Raw genomic sequence first — 19,171 nt, forward strand, 5'->3', positions numbered from 1 at the left:
GTGGGAACAGCACTCAGCGTGCGCGCTGTTCCCACGCCTCCTGGGGCTCCCACGAAAGGAGAAGAATCATGGAACCGTCTATTGGCAGTTACACGTTGAGCAATCTCCACGCTGACGAGTCTCTCTTTACGGGACTACGGAGATTGCGCCTGGCACTCGGCTGGACCATGCTGCTGGCTACGATGGTGGGCCTCTTTGCGGTAATCTGGGATATCCAGTGGCATATCACGGTCGGGCGCGATCGAACGCTGACCATGCCACACCTGTTTATTCTGGGAAGCATCACCGTCACGGGCCTCACGGCTCTGGCAGCTGTCCTAATAGAAACGGTATGGGCACGCCGCAGCAGATCGGTGGCGCAGCAGGGCACTCCCTTTGCCAGGGTGTTTTCCAGTTCGCTGGGCGCGTACCTTGTTGGCTATGGAGCGCTTGCTGCCGCGATCGCTTTTCCCCTGGATCAGTACTGGCATACGCTCTACGGGGTCGATGTCGACATCTGGGCGCCTTTCCATCTCATGGTGCTGGGAGGAATGAGTGTGGCTTGTCTGGGAGTCATCTATCTGTTAGCCGAAAGCGCTCAGATGGCCGCCGAGCTGCGAGCACAAGGAGCCGAGCGCCTGGGATACATTGGGGTAATTGTGGCGTGCGCGACGCTTCTGGGAAACCTTTCCTTTCTCCTGCCAGATGCTCTCAAAATGGGGTATCTTGCTCTGGGCAACGTGATCTTTACCGTGTATCCGCTGATGCTCGGCGCGTTTGCGCTGTTTGTGATGATGCTGGTCATCCGGGTCCTTCCCTGGCGGGCAGCGGCCACGAGCATGACGGTCGTCTACCTCCTTTTGGGGCTGGTAAACTTCCTGCTTATCCCACCGCTGATGGCCCTTAATCTGCATCTTGAACAACAGCATTTGCTTCGCTTCGCGTCTACTGTTCCTTCGATAGCGGTCGAATGGCAGTATGGATTACTCATCCCGGCGGTGCTCCTGGATATCATCGTCTGGGTCGCGCAGCGCGCAAAGTGGCCACCCAGAAGGACACACGGTGTGACGTTCGTGGTCGCGTCAATCGGCGTAAGCCTGGCAGCTCTGCTCTATCCGCTCTTTCTGGTCACTGCACGTGAGTTGCCACATTCTAACGTCGCGCTGGTTGTGGTGATTTCATTGCTGCTGGGCTTGTTGGGAATATGGGCAGGATACTTGTTGGGAGCAGGCATTGGTGAGTCGATGTGGAGGAAGCAGTCATGAAAACAGGGAGGATAGGGCAGCAGCTCTTGCTTGCGTTGGGGGTGTTCGCGCTGATCTTCTTGCTGGCCGAGATTGGCGCTTCTGTGGCTGCGACTCGGCATGGAAACACTCCTGCGCGCGTCGAGCACATTACGACCGGCCCGTATCGCTTCGCGGTCAGCCTTTACGACGATCCGGCCCGCGCAGGTTTTGCGCTGCCTTTCGTAATTGCGCCACAGGGACCCGTGCATGGAACCTTTCGCTACCAGGTGTCTTCTGTTCCTGTCGGGACGTTTATGCCGGAGGGGAAAGTTCAGATGGACGGAGATCGTGTCGCTACCATTGTTAACGATAGCGTCAGCCCCGATCCGCAGGTGCCGGGAGGGGTCCAGGGAGCCGCTGAGATCACAGTGCAGGGGGCGTGGAAGCTCCACGTAGTCGTCGATGGACCGGATGGCCAGCAAGCATTCGATGTTGCCATCACGGCAACGACCCTGCCACCCATACCAATTTGGCTGGGCTGGCTCATTGGTTTTATTCCGGTGTATGGGATCGGTGTCTTTCTGCTGATACAGATGAGACGCAAGAGCCAAAGCGTGCAGATGTCTGCTTGACCGGCTCGATCACAGAGGAAGAAGAGGAGCCGTTGAACCGGTTCTGTGTGCGGTGGCTCTCTCGGGTGCTGCTGCCCGCTCGTGGAGACGCCAGTTGTGGACGAGCGTTTCCACGAGAGAAAGGCAAGCGACAGAACACTCAGGTCGTCCATTGGAGAAGAAGAAAGCAGAAATCTATGCAATCACATCTCTTCGCAAAGGGGTTCTCTGTGAGAACCTGACGTATATCGCTGGCACCTCTCGAGGGATCGGTGTGCTGGTGTCTCAAAAGACTTCATTTCCCTGGTGGCTTAAACCGGCCAACCACTTGATCATCCTACTTAATCGCCTGGGGGTGTCCATCGGCACCATGCATATTCTCTCCATTCCTGGTTGCAAGACCAGCAAAATGCGCAGCACGCCGGTATCAATCCTGCTAGTGAACGGCCAGCAGTACATCCTGGCTGATATGGAAACCGGATGGGTGAAAAACGCACGTTCTGCCAGCTGGGGCTTGCTCTCCTACGGACGCAAGACAGAGCGAGTGGCGCTGGTAGAACTGCCAGTTGAGAAACGCCCGCTCATCCTATTCAGGAAGCAGCGTGAATACTCGACCGGTTCTCTAGGGAGCTATATGCTTCCAGATAGAGGGTGCGGAGGTGTGATACACTGAGAGGAAGCAAAGTGAGAATGCGAAGAAAGGGAAAATATGCTACCGATACGACGAGCAATCAGCGACGATATTGACCAACTGGTCCGGCTTCGTCTCCTTCTTTTTGAGGAAGCCGGAGAAGCAGTCCAGCAAACACAGGAAGAAGCCCTGAGAGAAGCAACACGAGTCTACCTCACGAAGTCTTTGCCTCAAGAAACGTTTCTCGCTTGGGTAGCAGAGAGTGATCGCCAAATCGTTGCCACCAGTGGGTTGGTGGTGTTTGAAAGGCCGCCTGCTCCTGGGAATCTCTCAGGTGAGGAAGCTTATGTCTTGAATATGTATACGCTGCCTCAATGGCGAGGTCAGGGGCTCGCAACTGCATTGCTGCAGGAGATTCTTCGTTTTACGAAACAAACATCCATCAGGCGGCTTTGGCTTCATGCCACGGAAAGTGGCAGGCCCATTTACGAAAAAGCAGGATTTATGACCACCTCTGATGAGATGGAGTTGGCCTGGTAGTCGAGTTCAACAGAAAGAAAGAAGAAATGGCTGCCCCCATCATCCTCCCCTCGTTGGAGGAACCGACCCTGGCCGAACTACGCCGTCGCTATGAAGAAACAACGGATGCGGAAACACGCACCCGCTATCAGATGTTGTTCCTCTCTTTGCGAGGTCAAACGTCCGGTCAGATAGCCCAAACCGTCCTGCGTAGCCAGGATACCGTCGTCCGTGTGCTCAAGCGCTTTTTGACTGGTGGATTGGATGCCGTTCCAAAGCGTACCGCCCCTGGTCGAGAGCGGCGGATCACCGTCGCCTGGGAAGCTGAACTGCTGAGAGTCATTGAGGGAGATCCTCATGAGGTTGGTGTGGAAACCGCGAACTGGACCACCGAGCGGCTGGCTGAATACCTGGGTCAACAAACGAGCATTCACGTCACCGAAGAGACCGTGCGCGTGTACTTACACACCCACGACTACGTCTGCAAACGCTCGACCTGGACGCTGAGGCGCAAGGCGGAAGAGAAAGCCGATTACGTGGGAAACGCCTGCGGGTAGAGGTTCTGTTAGCCGGGACGAGCGTACCTGAACCTCTACCCGTTCGTGATCTGGTTGAGGCTGACCTGTGGGATCAGCTTCCCGCCAACTTGGAAGATCTGCTCAAGCTCTTGCCACATGCTGACCTCTATCTCCAAGATGAGATGCAGGTGGCGTTTCACCCAACTCTGACACGCGTCTGGTCTCCCAAAGGACGACGCGGCCAACGCCTGGTCGAGGCACCTGGAGATAACCGGAAGGTGTACGGCTTTGGTCTGCTGGACTGGCGTGATGGCTGGTTTGATGGCCGTGTTGCTGCTGGACGCACCGCTGATGTCTTTTGCCAACAAATACGTGCCGCTGTCGCTCGTTCTCAACAGCGAGGACGCGTGGCCATCGTCATTGCAGACAATCTCAAGACCCATACCTCAGCTGGTTCCCTGCTCGTACGCAGCATGCTGATTGAACTCAAAGAGCATCTCCGTCTGGTTTATACCCCTGCCTATGATCCTGACGCCAATCGTATTGAATGGCTTTGGCGCGTCTCGCGGCGGGTGGTCTCGCATAATCATCATCGCAGCACGTTCGACCTTCTGCTCGCCGACCTGGAAACGCATTTTTAGACGCTGGCTCGCACTCCTGCCGAGGTCCTTCGCCATATCGGCAGCCCGTTTGCGCCTACCAAGGAGGCTCCTTTGCCACTTACCCATACCGCATGATCAACTTGGAAGCATATAGGCAATAACCACGAATCGCTTCCGCTTCTTCGTCCTGCTGTTGTTCGACCGCGCGCTCAATCGGGCGGACTCCACGCAGATGCTTTTTCAGTTCCTTTTTTGCGTGCTTGTCAGCTTCATACACTGGCTTGGCCGCCTCACGCAGGTAATGGAAGAGGCACAACTGGTGGGGAATCCCCGGCAGTGCGCTCGCTACCGCATTCCGCAGCGAGCGCTGCCCATCAGTGATCACTCCTTTGATCGGAACCGAAAGCTCTCGGCACAGGCTCGCTGCTTCCTTCAACAGTGGCACCAAGTCCTTCTCTGTGGCGCTCAACAAACTGCATGCCACCAAGATTTCACCCGAACAGCAGTCGCGCAGTACCCACAAGACCTCGTGGCCCACATCTGGTTGTAACCCATCAAGCGCCAGGATGACCTGTCCCTGCTCTTTGAGCCGTTCTCGTAAACGAGCCGTTTCCCCCAGATGGAGTGCCACCAATTCCTCGTAGCGCTGGAGCAAGTGAGTGACAGTCCGTTCGGAGATCGACACCCCTCGATCATGAAGCGATTGATGGATTTCAGGAATGCTGCGGTGAGCGGCGTAGCGCAGAGTGCCAACCAGAGCAATCACATCCAGACCGAACTCGCCGTGGGGTAAGGCCCATTTTCCCTCCTCTTCTGGCCGATAGGGCCGATGAAACCACGCGCACACTGGATTGTGACACCGGCGAACACGCAGGGTGAGCCGACAATTCCCCTGCAACGTGGTAATGGTTCGCTGGGTACGGTATGCCACCGATATCGGATGGCCACAACTGCCGCAATGAGTACACACGCAGGTCAGCACCTGCTCCGTTGTCGCAGGAGCGCGATATTCTTTTCTTGCCATCAAATCGCTCCTTTCCTCTCTATTGGAAAGGCAAGATGGTCTTTCCTCTCCTTCATGACGAGCCTCTCGAGTATGAATGTACTCAAGGGCCTACTCCAGCAGGGGAAAAGGTCAGATCCCCACTCACACAACTCAACGACGTCCTGTCCCTGTCGGGGTTGGGACATATCTCAGCGTCAGGGGGCGAATGCGCAAGGCCACCGGGGCACCCGCCGCTGCTTGTCGGAGGGTCATACCAAGCCGCGTAAAAAAATCCTGGTATTTTCCTACCCAGGCAGGGAGCTGATCGGAGGGAGGATCGTCCGGACTCACAAACGCTTCGCCTGTGATGACAATGATATCCTTCCCGCTTCCATCAAAATGGAGAGCCACCCTTGGGTTCCGTCGGATATGTGCCAGGCGGTCACGTTCCCCCTCTGGCGCGCTGTAGATGAGGAGTGTTGATTGCACTTCATCCCAGACAAACGCAACAGGGAGAGGTTGCGGAGTCCCTTGCTCATCAACTGTGGTGAGCCAGATCAGAGGTTCATCATGGAGTTGGCGAGCAATACTTTCACCCGCTGGCGAGGCTCTATCGGGGAGCTGAAAAGGCTCATAAAATTGATGAACGATCGGGGAATGAGATGACATATGTTTTTCTCCTTTTTCGGCGTTGCGTGAAGGGAACGTCTCTTTCTTAAAGCAAATTTCCCCTGCGTTAAGGATAGCATGCTTTCCTGCTTAAAGCAAGAGTTTCTTGCTTTAACAGGGCAGGAGTGCTATACTAGCCCTATGGACAGACATGATCCACGCACTGCTTCTGCTCGCTCCAACACCTCTGCTGGTCTACGCCGCCGATCTGGAGGCCGCAGTGCTCGTGTTCGGGCAGCAGTCGTTGCAGCGACCATCCAGCTCTTGCAGGAAAAGGGCTATGAAGCACTCAGCTTTGCTACGATTGCTCAATGCGCTGGTGTGCATGAAACCTCACTCTATCGACGGTGGAAAACGAAAGAACAGTTGATCGTTGATGCTATCTCCAGCGAGACAGCCAAAAATATTCCTGTTCCTAACACAGGAGCACTTCGTTCTGATCTGATCCAGTTCTTGCAGCATCTCCGGATCTTTCTTCAATCCTCCGTTGGACAAGCCATTGTTCAGACGGCAATCGTTGCAGAGCACGTGCCTTCGCTTCACTCCTTCCACAGGGAGTATTGGCGTCAGCGGCACGCGCTCCTTCAACCCTTGTTTGAGCGGGCTATTGCACGGAGAGAGTTGTCTCCACAAACAGATGTGCAATTGCTTTTTGAAATGCTTATCGGTGCCTTCTATGTCCGCGCTTTTGGGCTCAGAGAATCGCTTGATGAAACACTGCCCGAACGGATCGTGGATCTGATGCTCTCTGGAGTGGGCATTGGGAATCCAACAGAGTAATTGACATCCAACAAATGTCCTCTCTTCTCTTTACTCCACTCACTGGGCCTTTTCTGCTCTCGCTTTCAGGAATGCTGAGTATTCAATGAGGAGTCATGGAAGGTACCAGAGGGAACGAACTAAATTGTCTAGAACCTCAGAGCAAGTATGGGCGTGTGTCTCTGGAAGAAAAGCTCAGCAAGGAAAGATTACCGTCGTAGTTTTTTTGTTTCTTTTCCTGTTGCTGTTCCTGTGACATGACCAGGGTCCTTTCTCTCTATTTAGACTAGAGCATTGCAAGCATCGTTTCCATCCGCATGCCGCGTGATCCTTTAAGGAGTACGAGATCGCCGGGTCGTACCTCATGCTTGAGGAGATCGGCGGCGGCACGTTTGGCGGCTTCTAATTCCGCACTGTTGTTCACGTCAGCGCTAAAATAGTAGGCGTTCTTTTCTGGCATACCCGAGGCGATAGCGCCCTCAACGTAGAAACGGGCCTGATCACCGATGGCGATGAGATAGTCCACACGACCAGCCAGAGAGGAGCCGCACGTGGAGTGTTCGGCGCGTGCGTAGGTACCTAGCTGGAAGATATCGCCCAGAATGGCCCAGCGCTTCCCATTGGGAGCCTGGCTTGTATTGTGCATAGCGCTGGTGTTGGCGATAATCGACTGACGATTGGCGTTAAAGCTATCATCGATGAGGATACTGTTGTTGGGGCCGGGCTTGATTTCGCAGCGTCCTGGTGTGGGTGAGAGATCTTCCAGGGCCGAGGCAATATCGTCCAGTGACATCTCTGCCGCGCAGCCAGTTGCTGCCGCAGCGAGGGCGATGGTGACACCGTGTTCGCCAGGAAGACGAAGCTGAACGGGCCGCTGTTGATCGTGATAGTGCAGCGTGAAACTGTGCCCGAAGAGGGTATCACCGCCGATATTGCTGGCACGTACCGTAGCACCTTCACCTGTGCCATAGTAGAGAATGCGCGCTTGCGTTTTCGCTGCCATAGCGCGAACACGTTCATCGTCATAGTTGAGAATAGCGAAACCGTCAGGGGGGAGAACCTGCACCAGTTCGCTTTTGCCGATGGCGACGCGTTCCTGGGTGCCAAAGTATTCAAGGTGAGCGGCGCCGACAGTGGTAATGATAGACCAGTGGGGGCTGGCGATGGAATTGCAGAGCCAAGTTAGCTCGCCGACCCGTTGAGCGCCCATCTCCAGCACGGCGTAGCGGTATTGTGGCTCCAGGCGCAGGAGCGTGATGGGATAGCCAAGCTCGTGGTTATATGATGCATAGGTTTTAAGGGTGGGGGCTTTATGGCTGAGCACAGCGGCCACCGCATCTTTTGTGCTTGTTTTACCATTGCTTCCGGTAATACCTATGCGGACGGTGTCTTTCTGACGTTGAGTGCGTGCGCGTGCTGTGGCGTGAAGGGCAGTAAGAACGTCGGGGACGATGATCTGTAGGAAGTTGGGAGGCACGTCGTTAGTTGGTGTGCTGCAAAGAGCGGCCAGCGCGCCTGCACGAGCAGCAGCAGGAATGAAGTGGTGGCCGTCGCTGTTTGTTCCTTTGCGAGCAATAAAGAGGTCGCCGGGCGTGATCAGGCGGCTGTCATGATGGGCCGAGCGGAAGACCAGAGCGGGATCGGGCGTTGTGCTACTCTGGATATGGATCTGATCGGTGTTGCTTTGTAGTATGTCGTTGAGAGTGAACATGTAGAAGTAATATCCTTTCCATCTCTCCTGGTTTGAGATGTAAATTTGCTTGTTGCGTGGGAGAGAATGTGCACATTGCGTGGGATTTCCCGCGCGACGGTGCATCGTGAAAGAGACTGAACCTCCCACGGAATGAGCGAAAATCCTCCCATATAATGAGTGGCCCCATGTGAAGTGGGTCAAGACTGCCTGATGGAGCAAGAGGGACAGGGACTCATGCTAGTTTGAGTGTAAACAATTGTTGAGCCTTGATATTTGTGTATCCAATGTGTTTGTAGAATTTATGAGCTTCTTTTCGCTCATCTCCTGATCGGAGTCTTATTTCGTGATAATCGTTTTCTCTCGCCCATTCCTCGGATTTTTTCATCAATTGTAAACCAATTCCCTGTCTTCTAAAGGTTTTATCGACAACCAGGCCACCAATTTCGGCGTATTCAGCATAGAGTAAATGTTTCCCAAAAATGTGGACCCATCCGGCGAGATGATTCTCTGGAATTTCGTACACAAAAATAGCCGCATTTTTGTCACATATGAAGCGATCAACGCGTGACTTGATTTGCTCCATTGCTGTTGAATAACCGAGTTGGGCTGAAAGCCTTGCGATTTCTTCCGCGTCAGTTTTCTTTGCCGTTCTCATCATTATCTGTGGCCCTCCCTTTCATCGTCTTTTCCGTTCAATGCAAACGACACCATCCGGTCGATCACTTCGGCAAATAGCAACCCTGCGCCCGCCATCATTCGCGGATAACGGCTGTATGAAGTCATACCGGGAAAAGTATTCACCTCGTTAAGCACTACTTTTCCATCTTCCGTCAGAAACGTATCCACCCGCGCAAGTCCCCTGCATCCCAGGGCGCGATATATGGCCTTTGCTGTCTCCTGAACGAGCGCGCGCGCCTCTGCCGAAATGTCAGCGGGAACGATAAATGTTGCGTTTTCGGAACCGCTTTCAGGATTACTCTCCTGATGGATTCTGAAAAAACCATGAGATAGACTAACTCGATCCAGCTCGCCTGTAATCAAATCATCCGTATCGTTCCCTAATATCGCACATCCCACCTCGCTGCCGACGACAGCCTCTTCGATCAGCACCTTCGAGTCATACTCTCTTGCGGTTTCCACCGCACTCAGCAATTCTTCTTTTCGAGATACTTTAGTGACACCGTAAGATGAACCCGAACGGGCCGGCTTTACAAAGACGGGGTAAGGAAGCTGGTCGGCGTCAATATCCTCGTCCGCCGTGACAGTCCAGAAATTCGGCGTAGCAATTCCCGCGCTTCTAACAACGGTATAAGTAAGGGATTTGTCTATACACAGAGCAGAACTCTGGATATCGCAGCCTACATAGGGGATGCCGGAAAGCTCCAACAAACCCTGCATCGCACCATCCTCGCCGAGTTTGCCGTGCAGGACGGGAAGCACTATATCCAAACTGATCGTTTTGTATTGCCCCTGTTCCAGAACAAGCAATCCGTGTACGCTTCTGTCCGGTGATAACATAGCCGGACGGCAAGTGTTGTTTTCCCAATTTGCGCCAGGGCCGTCACAAAGCTTCCAGGCACCGCTCTTTGTAATCCCGATATAGAACGGTTCATACTTTTCGATATTGAGGTGTTTTGCGACCTCTTGCGCAGATTTAACGGAGATGGGATGTTCTTCGGAACAGCCTCCGAATAGAATTGCGACTTTCAACCTCTCCATGCTATTTTCTCCTCTCTCAATGACCATTTTGGTGCTGGGTGGTGTCCCCAGGCATGATGGTCTCCTTTCAAATTTCAGGCAATTGATAAGAGTATTTTCAACAGTATCTCTCAGGGCGTGGTCTGTGTAATAGGCGGTGTGCGGAGTAATAAGCACATTCGGTAATTTTTGTAACCGCAACAACAGTTTGCTTTCAATGGGTTTGTTTCTGTGGTCAGCGTAGAATATTCCTTCCTCTCCTTCGAGGACATCCAACGCCGCACCGCCTAATCTGCCGCTTTCCAACGCTGGAATAAGAGCCTGGGTATCAAGCAGTGAACCGCGTCCAGTGTTGATAATGAATGCGCCATGCTTCATCTGCTCGATACGTTGACGATTCAAGAGATGGTCTGTATCTGCGTTAAGCGGTGTATGGAGTGTTACAATATCGCTCTGCTGTAACAATTCATCAAGAGGGACGTAATTGGCAGAGGTTTTGGGACGATGGTCATAGGCTACTATATGGCAGCCAAAGCCCCGCAGCCGGCCCATAACTGCTGCGCCAATGCGTCCTGTTCCAATGACCCCAATGGTCATGTCGCGTAATTCTTTCCCGCGTACGTCATTCAATCTGAAATCGTGAATATCTGCACGGCTGAGAGTGGATTTTGCATTTCGCACCGCCATCAGCATCAGCATGAGCGTGTAATCAGCCACGCTATCGGGCGAATACACGACATTTTCAACAGAGATGCCAACGCTCTGCGCAAAATCTACGTCAATATGGTTACATCCAGTACTTCTTGTGGAGATATATGCTACGCCAACCTGGCTAAGCGCACGAAGAATGGAATTTGTGATTTGAGTTTTATGACTGACGCTGATGCATCGATTCCCAAATGCCAGTTCAATAGTGGCTTCAGATACCGGTGCCGCTGTGATAGTTGCCATAACGCCAAAGCGAGGCGCCATCTCTCGGAACAAAACGGCCTCGTCCGGCCCGCATCCATAAATTGTAATTCCCATTTTTGCCATGATTTCTGCACCCTGTTTAAAGCTTTTTTATTAATCTTTGCAACGGCAAGCGTAGCTGCAAGTTGTGAAAATGATATGAAATTTGTATGAGGCATCCCGAATTTTTCCTGAGCAGGAAAAATTCGGGATGCCTCATACAAATTTCATATCATTTTCACATTTAAACGGCATCCTGGTGGATAGAAGGAGCATACGTTTCATGGTGACAGTCAAAAATGGAATATATCCAGAAATTCCTCTCGACGCCGGTCAGGTTCAAGGATGGAAAGATATTCCTCTCAGAGAGGACGACAGCCTCGATCCATTAATCCCATTAGGGCCATTATCGCAGGAGGCTGAAATTTTAATGACGTCCTCTCTCTATTTTGGTGAACATAGTAACTCACCTTATGCAGAGCATAGCAATAAATTAGAGGGTAGCCTGCTGACGCTTTTTGCCCGTCAGTCGGTCGTTCATCGTTTATTAGTCGCGGAGCAACTCTTGCCAGCTGGTCATCATCTGCTGGTATTCGATGCTTACAGGCCGTATCAGGTGCAGAAATCGCTTCATGATTTCTATAAGCAAAAACTCAGAGAAAAATATCCAGATATGGACAACGAGACACTGGAGTCTGAAACCCAAAACTATGTTTCGCTTCCATCGATGGATCTGACTCGACCTTCTCCACACAATACAGGCGGATCGGTAGATGTAGCGATTGTAAAACTTGATCAGGCGCATGAAGAGGAGTTGCTTCAAATCCGTTCCCACCTTACCGATGTTCATCTACATATCGCAAAGCGGGTTGGCATGGAAATGCGGCTATCAGCAATTATGAGACGCCATGCCAGAATGCTCGATTTTGGTACTGCATTCGATCATGGGGGTGAAAAGTCCGCTCTGGCATATTATGAGTCATATTATAAGTCTAAAACTGCCGCTGGGGAGACCCTGACAGATAATGATATGCTGGCCTGCAACAATCGTCGATTACTCTTCGGGATTATGACGCAGGCTGGCTTCCAACCCTACTTTGCAGAATGGTGGCACTTCAACGCACCCGAGTCTCAAGCGGGAGCAGCTACTGCCGGACTCGATTACGCAACCTTTGGGGCTGTGGGTCTTGATGAAAGCAATAGAGCACATGAAAATACACGTCTTCAAATTCGTCAGGAGGCGCTGAGGCTGCACAGAGAAGGAGACCGGGCTGTTGCGCGGACAGCCCGACAAGCTGGAATTCTGGCAGCCATTCGCGAAACAGGCGATCCAGAACTGGTGAAAGATTGGCCCGCAGAGATTATCGCACCGCCAGAATAATAGTTCTATCGTCCTTACTTACTAGCAACATGTCGACCGGACGCCCTTATGAATAGATCTATCCTTAGAAAATAAAAGATGAGAGGTTGTAGCTTCAAAAATGGAATGGAATACGTTAGTTGGCACATTGCCTGATGTGTCCTTATGTGATAGATATTGTTTTCCCGGAAAAATCCCTTATTCCGCACAATTTGCCAGTCCTGAAATTATTCATTCGTATGGTCATGAGCATTTTGATGCAAGACAAGATCCACGTTGGCGTGAGTTTGGAGCTGAAGACATTGAAGAGTATTGTTTTTGGTGTTCTCGGTCTTGCGCAATTGCTTGCTTAAAAATGTGTATTGAAACCCTGGCGAGGCCGAAACAACCTCCAAGCATGTTCGAGCTTATTCAGCAAGGTCTGGCTGCTGGCGGATACATCATTCGTCATGAACAGGACAAGTTAGTCGAGTTCGGATGGATCTATCAACCATTAGTAAACGTAGGACAATCCTATGGCCTCAAGGGACAAGTTTATAAGACGCTCTCTATTGAGCATCTCTGTTCTTTGCTGCTGACAGGAGCGCTCATTATTGCTTCCGTGAGCGACGAGATTGGTAAACGCAATGACACTCCTATTACCCATAAAGGGGGACATATGGTCCTTGTGCATGGGTTTGAATGGTCACATCAGGGGTGTCAAACACTTCTGCTTCACAATCCATCTGGAAGATTTCCAGAGCTACAGGAAAATGCCGTGATTCCCTACGGCAGACTTGCGGCTGCCTTCGCCGGGAGGGGATTTGCATTCTGGCCGACAGGCGAGCAAAACGAATGAAGTTCGATATCTCCTCGCTGTTGACAAACAGTGGTATCGTTTCATATCATTTTCACAACTTGCAGCTACGCTTATCATTGTAAAGATTACTAAGTTGGGACACGAGACATATGGAAGTTTTGGTTATTGAAGACGAGGCACCGATTCGTGAGTTTGAAGTGACGTACCTGCGTGATGCTGGATACGGAACAATCGAGGCGGCAGATGGTCAAACTGCGGTCGAACTGTTTGTGGAACATAAACCCGATCTCGCAATCATTGATATTAACCTGCCAAAAATGAGCGGGCTCGATGTCTGTAAAGCTATCCGAACTACCTCCACTATGCCAATCCTTATAGTCACCGCCCGCGATAGTGATGAAGACGAGGTCAAAGGACTCTCCATGGGCGCCGACGATTACATCAGAAAGCCATTCAACCCAAACGTCTTAGTTGCACGCGTGCAAGCGCTCTTGCGCAGACACGATAGGACAAGGCGACGACACTTTAAGGGTCTGGTTATCGATCCTGAAACCATGTCGGTTATGAAGGATGGCAAATCTATCACGCTCACCACAACGCGATTCAACCTCTTGTTGGCGCTTGCTTCCCATCCTCGCGCGGTACTTTCAAGGGCGCAACTTGTCAACCAAATTTATAGCGACCCTTCAAGTCATTTTGTCTATGACCGCACTATTGATGCCCACATAAAAGCACTGCGCCAGTCGATTGAGACAGATCCGAAAAATCCGCAGTTTATAGAAACAGTATTCGGTAGTGGCTATCGCTTCATCGGAGAACCAGAGAAATGATAAGTCCAGGTTTCTACTTCTTCCCTTTAGATTTCTATTTCTTCCCTTTATATATCTTTACTATCGCTGCAATCGTAGCTGTAATCGTCATGGCGATCCTCAGAATCTTTAAAAGGAGCCCATATAACCGGTTAAGCACTCGTATTGCTGCACTTATACTTGCATCAGGGCCAATTACACTCATTTTAATCCCTGTTTCAAACGAACTTATGCGTAGGGCACAATTGAATGCTTTTACTACAAAAGGGCCCTTTGCTGCGATTGCTATATATGTGCTGATTGCACTCGGCACCCCCCTGGTGCTTGGTTCGCTTGCGGCGCGTTTCGTACGGCGACCGTTGCGCCAGTTTAACGAGGCTATAGCCTCCCTGAAACAAAACAATTATAAAGTCCAGCTACAGTCAATGGGCATTCGTGAATTTGACGAAGTCTTTATGAAGTTCAACGATCTCATACATCGATTACGGCACGAGGAAAAGCTCCGCAAAGACCTGGTTTCAGATACCTCGCACGAGCTGAATACGCCACTGACAACGATGATCGGGCAACTCACTGCTATGCAAGAAGGCAAATATCCTCTGACGGAGGAACGAGTAGCCATCCTAAAGGAACAAGCTGAGCGGCTTGCTGAACTGGTACAACAGCTGGATGCTTATACGAAAGCCCGCATGCCCGTGACTTCCGAGCCCGAAGATATACACCTGAGACAGTTCTGCGAGGAGCTCATGAATCACTTTAGCCTCGATCTCAAGCAAAAAGGAATAACTGCGAAGCTGCATATCGCAGAGGACTCTATAATCCATGCAAACCGTGGCGCACTTCAACAGATTCTTACGAATCTCATGCAAAATACTTTGTGTTATTCACAAGCGTCAGAAGTCACCATTGAAGCCACTGCACACAAACTTCTGTTTTCAGACAACGGGAAGGGTGTCTCCTCAGAAAGCCTGCCCTACCTGTTCGAGCGCTTTTACAGAGTAGATACATCTCGCAGCAGAGCAACAGGCGGTCTTGGACTCGGCTTAGCAATTGTAAGAGAATTAGCCGAGAGCCAGGGTTGGGCTATAACCGCCGTAGCAGGTCACCCTGGCTTAATGTTCGTTCTAAAAATCAATGCATAGTGCTCTTTTTTCGTAGACAATAGCATAGACGGGATGTAAAACCAGCTTCTATGTAAATCAGCGAAATAGATGAGGCAGGAATTGAGGGGAAAAATGAGGGGGAGAAGGATGTTTAATATATGAGAAGAAGAAGAGAATAAAAAAGGGAGGAACAGGAAAGAATTCCTCACAGAGGGTGTGAAAAAGAGGATCAGAGAAAGTGCGTGCCTAGGGGCAATTGGATGTTTTGTTTGCATGGGTTTCCTGCTCTTTCTTCCACTCGTCCATCCCAGTCTAAACCCTCTACAAAAGCGAAACAATTACATGCGTCGCGCAAAAAGAGCATGGGAGGGGGTGTTCTCGCGCAGGGAGAGGGAAAGGAGCAAAAAAAGAGAGACCATTTGGGTCTCTCAAAAAAGCTTACCTATCAAGTCTACCTGAAGAGCAGAGAAAAGTCAAGTTGTTTGTAGAGTCGGGGTGCGGTTCATTTTTTTGCAAACTCAGCGATTGGGGCGAAGAGGAAGGGGAAATGATAAGATAAAAAAAACAGGAAGAAGCCAGCAAGGAGGTTGCCGATGGAAAAATCCTCACTCGCCGAAGTCTGGAGACTGCTCAGCGAGAGCGTCTTTGAAGAAATGGAAGCGTGGCGCAAAGAGCACCCAACAGCGACATTCCAAGAGATCGAAGACGAGCTGGATGCTCGGCTCTCAGGCATGCGGGCCCAGATGTTAGCTGACCTAGCTCAACAGAGTCCCAAACGGGATTGGAGTGGACAAGAAGCAGAGAAGCGTCCCCATTGCCCGCAGTGTGGAGCGGACTTACAGGCGCGAGGTAAACACGAGCGAAGATTGGCAACGCAAGGGGGCCAAGAGGTCAAACTCAGCCGACGGTATGGAACGTGCCCGCAGTGTGGAAGCGGGCTTTTTCCCCCTGGATGAAGAACTGAATCTGCCCTCGAGTGGACTGACGCCTCATGCCCACCAGGGATTGGTCTTGTTGGGAAGCATGGTGCCATATGCCTGCGCAGCCACACACCTGGAAACCCTTTTGAAAGTCCAGGTCAGTAAGAGCACGGTGCGCCGACTCACTGAACAGGCAGGAGCATGCTTGCAACAGTGGCAGGATCAATACGCTTGCCCAGGGCAAGGGAGTGAGCAGCCCAAACAGGCAGCGCCGCGGCAGGCGATGGCAACAGATGGGGTGTTGATCCCCGTTTTGCCAAACGAGTGGGCGGAGGTCAAAATGGTCACAATTGGCGAGGTATGCCAAACGAAGTCAGGTGAGCCGCATTGCGAGAAGCTGAGTTATTTTGCCCGCCTGGCCGATGCCGAAACCTTTGGAGATCTGGCGTCCTTCGAGATCCAGCGGCGACGAGTCGATCAAGCCAGAGAGGTAGCCGCCATCAACGATGGAGCAGAATGGATTCAGGGATTTGTGCAAGGCCATCGTGCCGATGCAGTGCGTATTCTGGATTTTGCGCATGCCGCTCAATACATCAGTGAGATCGCAACCCTGGCCCAAAACGCCGGAGTGCCATTGCGGCCGACATGGGTGAGCGAGCAGTGGCATAAGCTCAAGGAGGATGGACCGACAAGCGTACTCAAGGAAGTGCGGCGACTGAGCGCATCAACTCCAGGTGACGAGATGCTCGAGAAGGTGGCCTATCTGCACAAACGGGAAGGGCAGATGCAGTATCAGCAGTATCGGGCAGGTGGCTGGCCTATTGGATCAGGGATTGCGGAAAGCGGCAACAAACTGGTGGTGCAAGCTCGCCTCAAAGGAGCAGGGATGCATTGGGCACGTCCTCAGGTGAATGCGATGTTGGCCCTGTGAACCACCTTGTGCAGTAACCGATGGACCCAGGACTGGCATGTGGTCAGGGCGAGTTGGCACACCAGCCGCCTCCAACGTTTTCGCGCACGCAGTCAAGCGGCTTTGGCCAAAGCCTCTCTTCGCTTGCAGCAAACTTTCTGGCGCTTGCCTTTGCCTCTTATCCTGGCGTGTTTCCCCTCCCCTCCCCCAACCTCAATGGCTCCCAAAGGACGGACCGAGGGACAGAGGCGTTGGGGACGGCAGACCTTTTCCCAGCGAGCTATCCAAGATGGACGCTCTGCAAAAAAATGAACCGCACCCGTAGAGTCGGGGTGCGCCACAACTTTTTGCAAAGAGTGAGCACCCGAACGTAAGAAGAATACAACCAGGCGGATCCTCGCCCACAATTTTCTGAACTTTGCAAAAAAGTGTGGGGCACCCGTGATGACGTGATGACGGGGTGTGGCTCAACTTTTTGCAAACCGCTTTGGACGGCAGGCAGGTCCACGTTTCCAGGGATGGTGAGCAGAAGGTCGAGAGGGCCCAGGGATCATCGCAGGAGGATCAGGAGGAAGAAGAGGGGCCAAGGCAGGCGTGGAAGCAGGAACAACAGAGAGGCATTGAGGAGACGTGGGTACAAGCGTGCGTCGTTGAGCTGTGCGTTGACGACGCAGATGCCTGCGTTCTTGCCGACGTTGAGCGCTTCCCATCTGCCAGGTCATCCAGACGACAGGTGCCGTGCTGAGTGGCAGACGGAGCTACGATGTGGGCCGGAAACCGGGACTACCACCAGAGTATCGGAAGGTCTTCGGAAGAGCCTGGATCGGGCCTGTGTTCGTCCTGACGCATCACGCACCTGACGACGAAGAAGATGAGACGATCACGCTCCTCTCGGATGACATTCGATCCGCAGTTGCGACAGGCTTGCGAGCCGCAGAGGGGAAGAATCTGCTGATCATCGGTGCCAGCCTTGCCCGTCAGTGTCTCGAGGCAGGACTGATTGACGAGATCCTCGTACATGTAGCGCCCATCTTGCTCGGTGATGGTGTCCCCTTCTTTGCCCGAAAGGCGGGCGAACAGGTTGCCTGAGAGACGATAGCCGTCTCACAAGCAGAGCAACTGACCACCCTTCGTTTCCGCGTGAGAAAGGCATGAACAGACGCAGCAGATGGGGGATAAACGCACCTCTCCAGCCAAGGGCACGCTCGCCATAGAGAGTCAGTTCCAAAACCTGGCATCGCAAAATGGCTCCGTACTTTCCATATAAAATGGCCCTTGTAGGAAGACCACTATCCTTCTATAATTTTGCCAGGTAAAGCACTTCGGAGCCACATGCAGGTACGTATCCATTCAGAAGCTCCCCTTTAGCTCAAGACTTCTCGGCGTCTGCGGCATTTCGTTGGGTCATGTGTCGGTCCTGCTGCAGAGATCAGCCTGGAAATGTGCTGGAAGAATAGGAAGAACAAGGAGACATGTAAGCGATGAAAGCTATCCGTCTGTATGCTCAGCGTGGACCCGATCAATGTGTGTTCGAAGATGCACCGCAACCTCAGCCAGGAGTGGGAGAAGTCCTGATTCGTGTCCATGCGACAAGTGTGATGTGGCAGGAACCGACCTGGTCGGAAACCTGGAAAACACCGGCTGGTACCGAACGTCAGCATCCCATACCAGGTCATGATGTTTCTGGTGAGGTCGTTGAAGTGGGACCCGACGTCACCGGTGTGGCTGTAGGAGAAGCCGTCTATGCGCTCACCGAATTTTGGCGGGATGGCGCGGCTGCGGAGTACACTGTCGCACGCGCGACTGATGTGGCGCCCAAGCCACGAACCCTTGAGCACATCCAGGCAGCCGGAGTCCCCCTGGTTGGACTGACAGCCTGGCAAGCGCTTTTTGAACACGCAGGGCTTACCAGTGGGCACTCGCTTCTCATTCATGGTGCCGCTGGTGGCGTGGGAAGCATGGCAGTTCAAATGGCAAAGTGGGCTGGTGCCACGGTGATCGCGACAGCCTCTGCACGCCATCATGCATTCCTACGCACGTTGGGAGCCGATGAGATCATTGATTATACCACCACGCGTTTCGAGGAGGTGGTGCGTGATGTTGATATAGTGCTTGATACCATAGGCGGTGAGACAGTAGCTCGCTCCTGGTGCGTTGTAAAGAAGGGCGGATTGCTCCTGAGTGTGTTTAGCCCCCCATCCCAAGAGCAGGCTGCCGCCTTTGGTGTGCGTGCGTTCTTTTTTGTCGTCAAGCCCAATCGAGAACAGCTCATACACCTCGGGAACCTGATAGATACAGGCCAGCTCCGGCCAACCACCGAGCGGGTCTTCCCGCTCTCAGAGGCATCCCAGGCGTTTGAGCAGGCCCTGCAAGGGCACACGCGCGGAAAAATCATTTTGCGCATAGAGGACGAGGAAGGGAGGAGATGA

18 protein-coding genes and 3 pseudogenes are annotated in these 19,171 nt (G+C 52.4%); 15 read left to right on the plus strand and 6 right to left on the minus strand.

What is annotated here, in order from left to right; translation table 11 throughout:
- The first annotated feature begins 68 nt into the window (after window positions 1-68).
- The 6 genes from JMJ16_RS14075 to JMJ16_RS14100 all read left to right on the plus strand — a co-directional run bounded on the left by JMJ16_RS14075 (window position 69) and on the right by JMJ16_RS14100 (window position 4,125).
- Window positions 69-1,244, plus strand: coding sequence for a hypothetical protein (locus JMJ16_RS14075; RefSeq protein WP_201382161.1), 1,176 nt, complete (start codon window positions 69-71; stop codon window positions 1,242-1,244).
- Entirely contained in the window at window positions 1,241-1,837 is a 597-nt protein-coding gene (locus JMJ16_RS14080) for a hypothetical protein (protein ID WP_201382162.1), read from the plus strand. Before JMJ16_RS14075 ends, JMJ16_RS14080 begins: the two co-directional genes overlap by 4 nt.
- 259 nt (window positions 1,838-2,096) lie before the next feature.
- Window positions 2,097-2,489, plus strand: a complete 393-nt coding sequence (locus tag JMJ16_RS14085) for a hypothetical protein (RefSeq protein ID WP_201382163.1) — start codon at window positions 2,097-2,099, stop codon at window positions 2,487-2,489.
- 36 nt (window positions 2,490-2,525) lie between these two features.
- On the plus strand, window positions 2,526-2,987 hold the full coding sequence (locus JMJ16_RS14090) for a GNAT family N-acetyltransferase (protein ID WP_201382164.1): 462 nt from the start codon (window positions 2,526-2,528) through the stop codon (window positions 2,985-2,987).
- Window positions 2,988-3,013: 26 nt separating this feature from the next.
- A complete protein-coding gene (locus JMJ16_RS14095; protein ID WP_201382165.1) occupies window positions 3,014-3,523 on the plus strand; it encodes a helix-turn-helix domain-containing protein in 510 nt (169 codons plus the stop codon).
- A gap of 110 nt (window positions 3,524-3,633) precedes the next feature.
- On the plus strand, window positions 3,634-4,125 hold the full coding sequence (locus JMJ16_RS14100; RefSeq protein WP_201382166.1) for a transposase: 492 nt from the start codon (window positions 3,634-3,636) through the stop codon (window positions 4,123-4,125).
- Between the two features lie 115 nt (window positions 4,126-4,240).
- On the opposite strand, the pseudogene JMJ16_RS14105 reads toward JMJ16_RS14100, so the two are convergent.
- Both JMJ16_RS14105 and JMJ16_RS14110 read right to left on the minus strand, forming a co-directional pair.
- Window positions 4,241-5,023 (minus strand): annotated as a pseudogene (locus JMJ16_RS14105) (ISNCY family transposase); the annotation flags it as partial.
- A gap of 219 nt (window positions 5,024-5,242) precedes the next feature.
- Complete coding sequence (locus tag JMJ16_RS14110; RefSeq protein ID WP_201382167.1) at window positions 5,243-5,740, minus strand: pyridoxamine 5'-phosphate oxidase family protein; 498 nt, start codon at window positions 5,738-5,740, stop codon at window positions 5,243-5,245.
- A 78-nt stretch (window positions 5,741-5,818) separates the two neighbouring features.
- Between JMJ16_RS14110 and JMJ16_RS14115 the strand changes: the two genes are divergently transcribed.
- Complete coding sequence (locus tag JMJ16_RS14115) at window positions 5,819-6,520, plus strand: TetR/AcrR family transcriptional regulator (protein ID WP_201382169.1); 702 nt, start codon at window positions 5,819-5,821, stop codon at window positions 6,518-6,520.
- A 265-nt stretch (window positions 6,521-6,785) separates the two neighbouring features.
- Here JMJ16_RS14115 and murF read toward each other — a convergent pair whose 3' ends face one another.
- From murF to vanH, 4 genes and pseudogenes are all read right to left on the minus strand, one after another.
- Complete coding sequence (gene murF, locus JMJ16_RS14120) at window positions 6,786-8,210, minus strand: UDP-N-acetylmuramoyl-tripeptide--D-alanyl-D-alanine ligase (RefSeq protein ID WP_201382171.1); 1,425 nt, start codon at window positions 8,208-8,210, stop codon at window positions 6,786-6,788.
- 214 nt (window positions 8,211-8,424) lie between these two features.
- Window positions 8,425-8,850 carry a GNAT family N-acetyltransferase gene (locus tag JMJ16_RS14125; RefSeq protein ID WP_201382173.1) on the minus strand — a complete coding sequence of 142 codons (426 nt, stop codon included), beginning with the start codon at window positions 8,848-8,850 and terminating at the stop codon, window positions 8,425-8,427.
- Complete coding sequence (vanA, locus tag JMJ16_RS14130; RefSeq protein WP_201382873.1) at window positions 8,850-9,911, minus strand: D-alanine--(R)-lactate ligase; 1,062 nt, start codon at window positions 9,909-9,911, stop codon at window positions 8,850-8,852. Before vanA ends, JMJ16_RS14125 begins: the two co-directional genes overlap by 1 nt.
- A gap of 60 nt (window positions 9,912-9,971) precedes the next feature.
- Window positions 9,972-10,925: pseudogene (vanH, locus tag JMJ16_RS14135) on the minus strand (D-lactate dehydrogenase VanH); the annotation flags it as partial.
- Window positions 10,926-11,124: 199 nt separating this feature from the next.
- Between vanH and JMJ16_RS14140 the strand changes: the two are divergent.
- The 8 genes and pseudogenes from JMJ16_RS14140 to JMJ16_RS14175 all read left to right on the plus strand — a co-directional run bounded on the left by JMJ16_RS14140 (window position 11,125) and on the right by JMJ16_RS14175 (window position 19,171).
- Window positions 11,125-12,222 carry a M15 family metallopeptidase gene (locus JMJ16_RS14140; protein WP_201382175.1) on the plus strand — a complete coding sequence of 366 codons (1,098 nt, stop codon included), beginning with the start codon at window positions 11,125-11,127 and terminating at the stop codon, window positions 12,220-12,222.
- Between the two features lie 100 nt (window positions 12,223-12,322).
- A complete protein-coding gene (locus tag JMJ16_RS14145; protein ID WP_201382177.1) occupies window positions 12,323-13,039 on the plus strand; it encodes a C39 family peptidase in 717 nt (238 codons plus the stop codon).
- 110 nt (window positions 13,040-13,149) lie between these two features.
- Entirely contained in the window at window positions 13,150-13,830 is a 681-nt protein-coding gene (locus JMJ16_RS14150) for a response regulator transcription factor (protein WP_201382179.1), read from the plus strand.
- The gene (locus JMJ16_RS14155; RefSeq protein WP_201382181.1) at window positions 13,827-14,951 is read left to right on the plus strand and encodes a cell wall metabolism sensor histidine kinase WalK; all 1,125 of its coding nucleotides are present in this window, start codon (window positions 13,827-13,829) and stop codon (window positions 14,949-14,951) included. The genes JMJ16_RS14150 and JMJ16_RS14155 overlap by 4 nt, the downstream gene beginning before the upstream one ends.
- A 554-nt stretch (window positions 14,952-15,505) precedes the next feature.
- Window positions 15,506-17,054 (plus strand): annotated as a pseudogene (locus tag JMJ16_RS14160) (ISKra4-like element ISKra4 family transposase).
- Between the two features lie 163 nt (window positions 17,055-17,217).
- Window positions 17,218-17,487 carry a hypothetical protein gene (locus tag JMJ16_RS14165; RefSeq protein WP_201382915.1) on the plus strand — a complete coding sequence of 90 codons (270 nt, stop codon included), beginning with the start codon at window positions 17,218-17,220 and terminating at the stop codon, window positions 17,485-17,487.
- Between the two features lie 20 nt (window positions 17,488-17,507).
- Complete coding sequence (locus JMJ16_RS14170) at window positions 17,508-17,831, plus strand: dihydrofolate reductase family protein (protein WP_201382183.1); 324 nt, start codon at window positions 17,508-17,510, stop codon at window positions 17,829-17,831.
- A 392-nt stretch (window positions 17,832-18,223) separates the two neighbouring features.
- Window positions 18,224-19,171: an NADP-dependent oxidoreductase gene (locus JMJ16_RS14175; RefSeq protein ID WP_201382185.1), complete on the plus strand. Its 948-nt coding sequence runs from the start codon at window positions 18,224-18,226 to the stop codon at window positions 19,169-19,171.

Source organism: Ktedonobacter sp. SOSP1-52, from assembly GCF_016587395.1.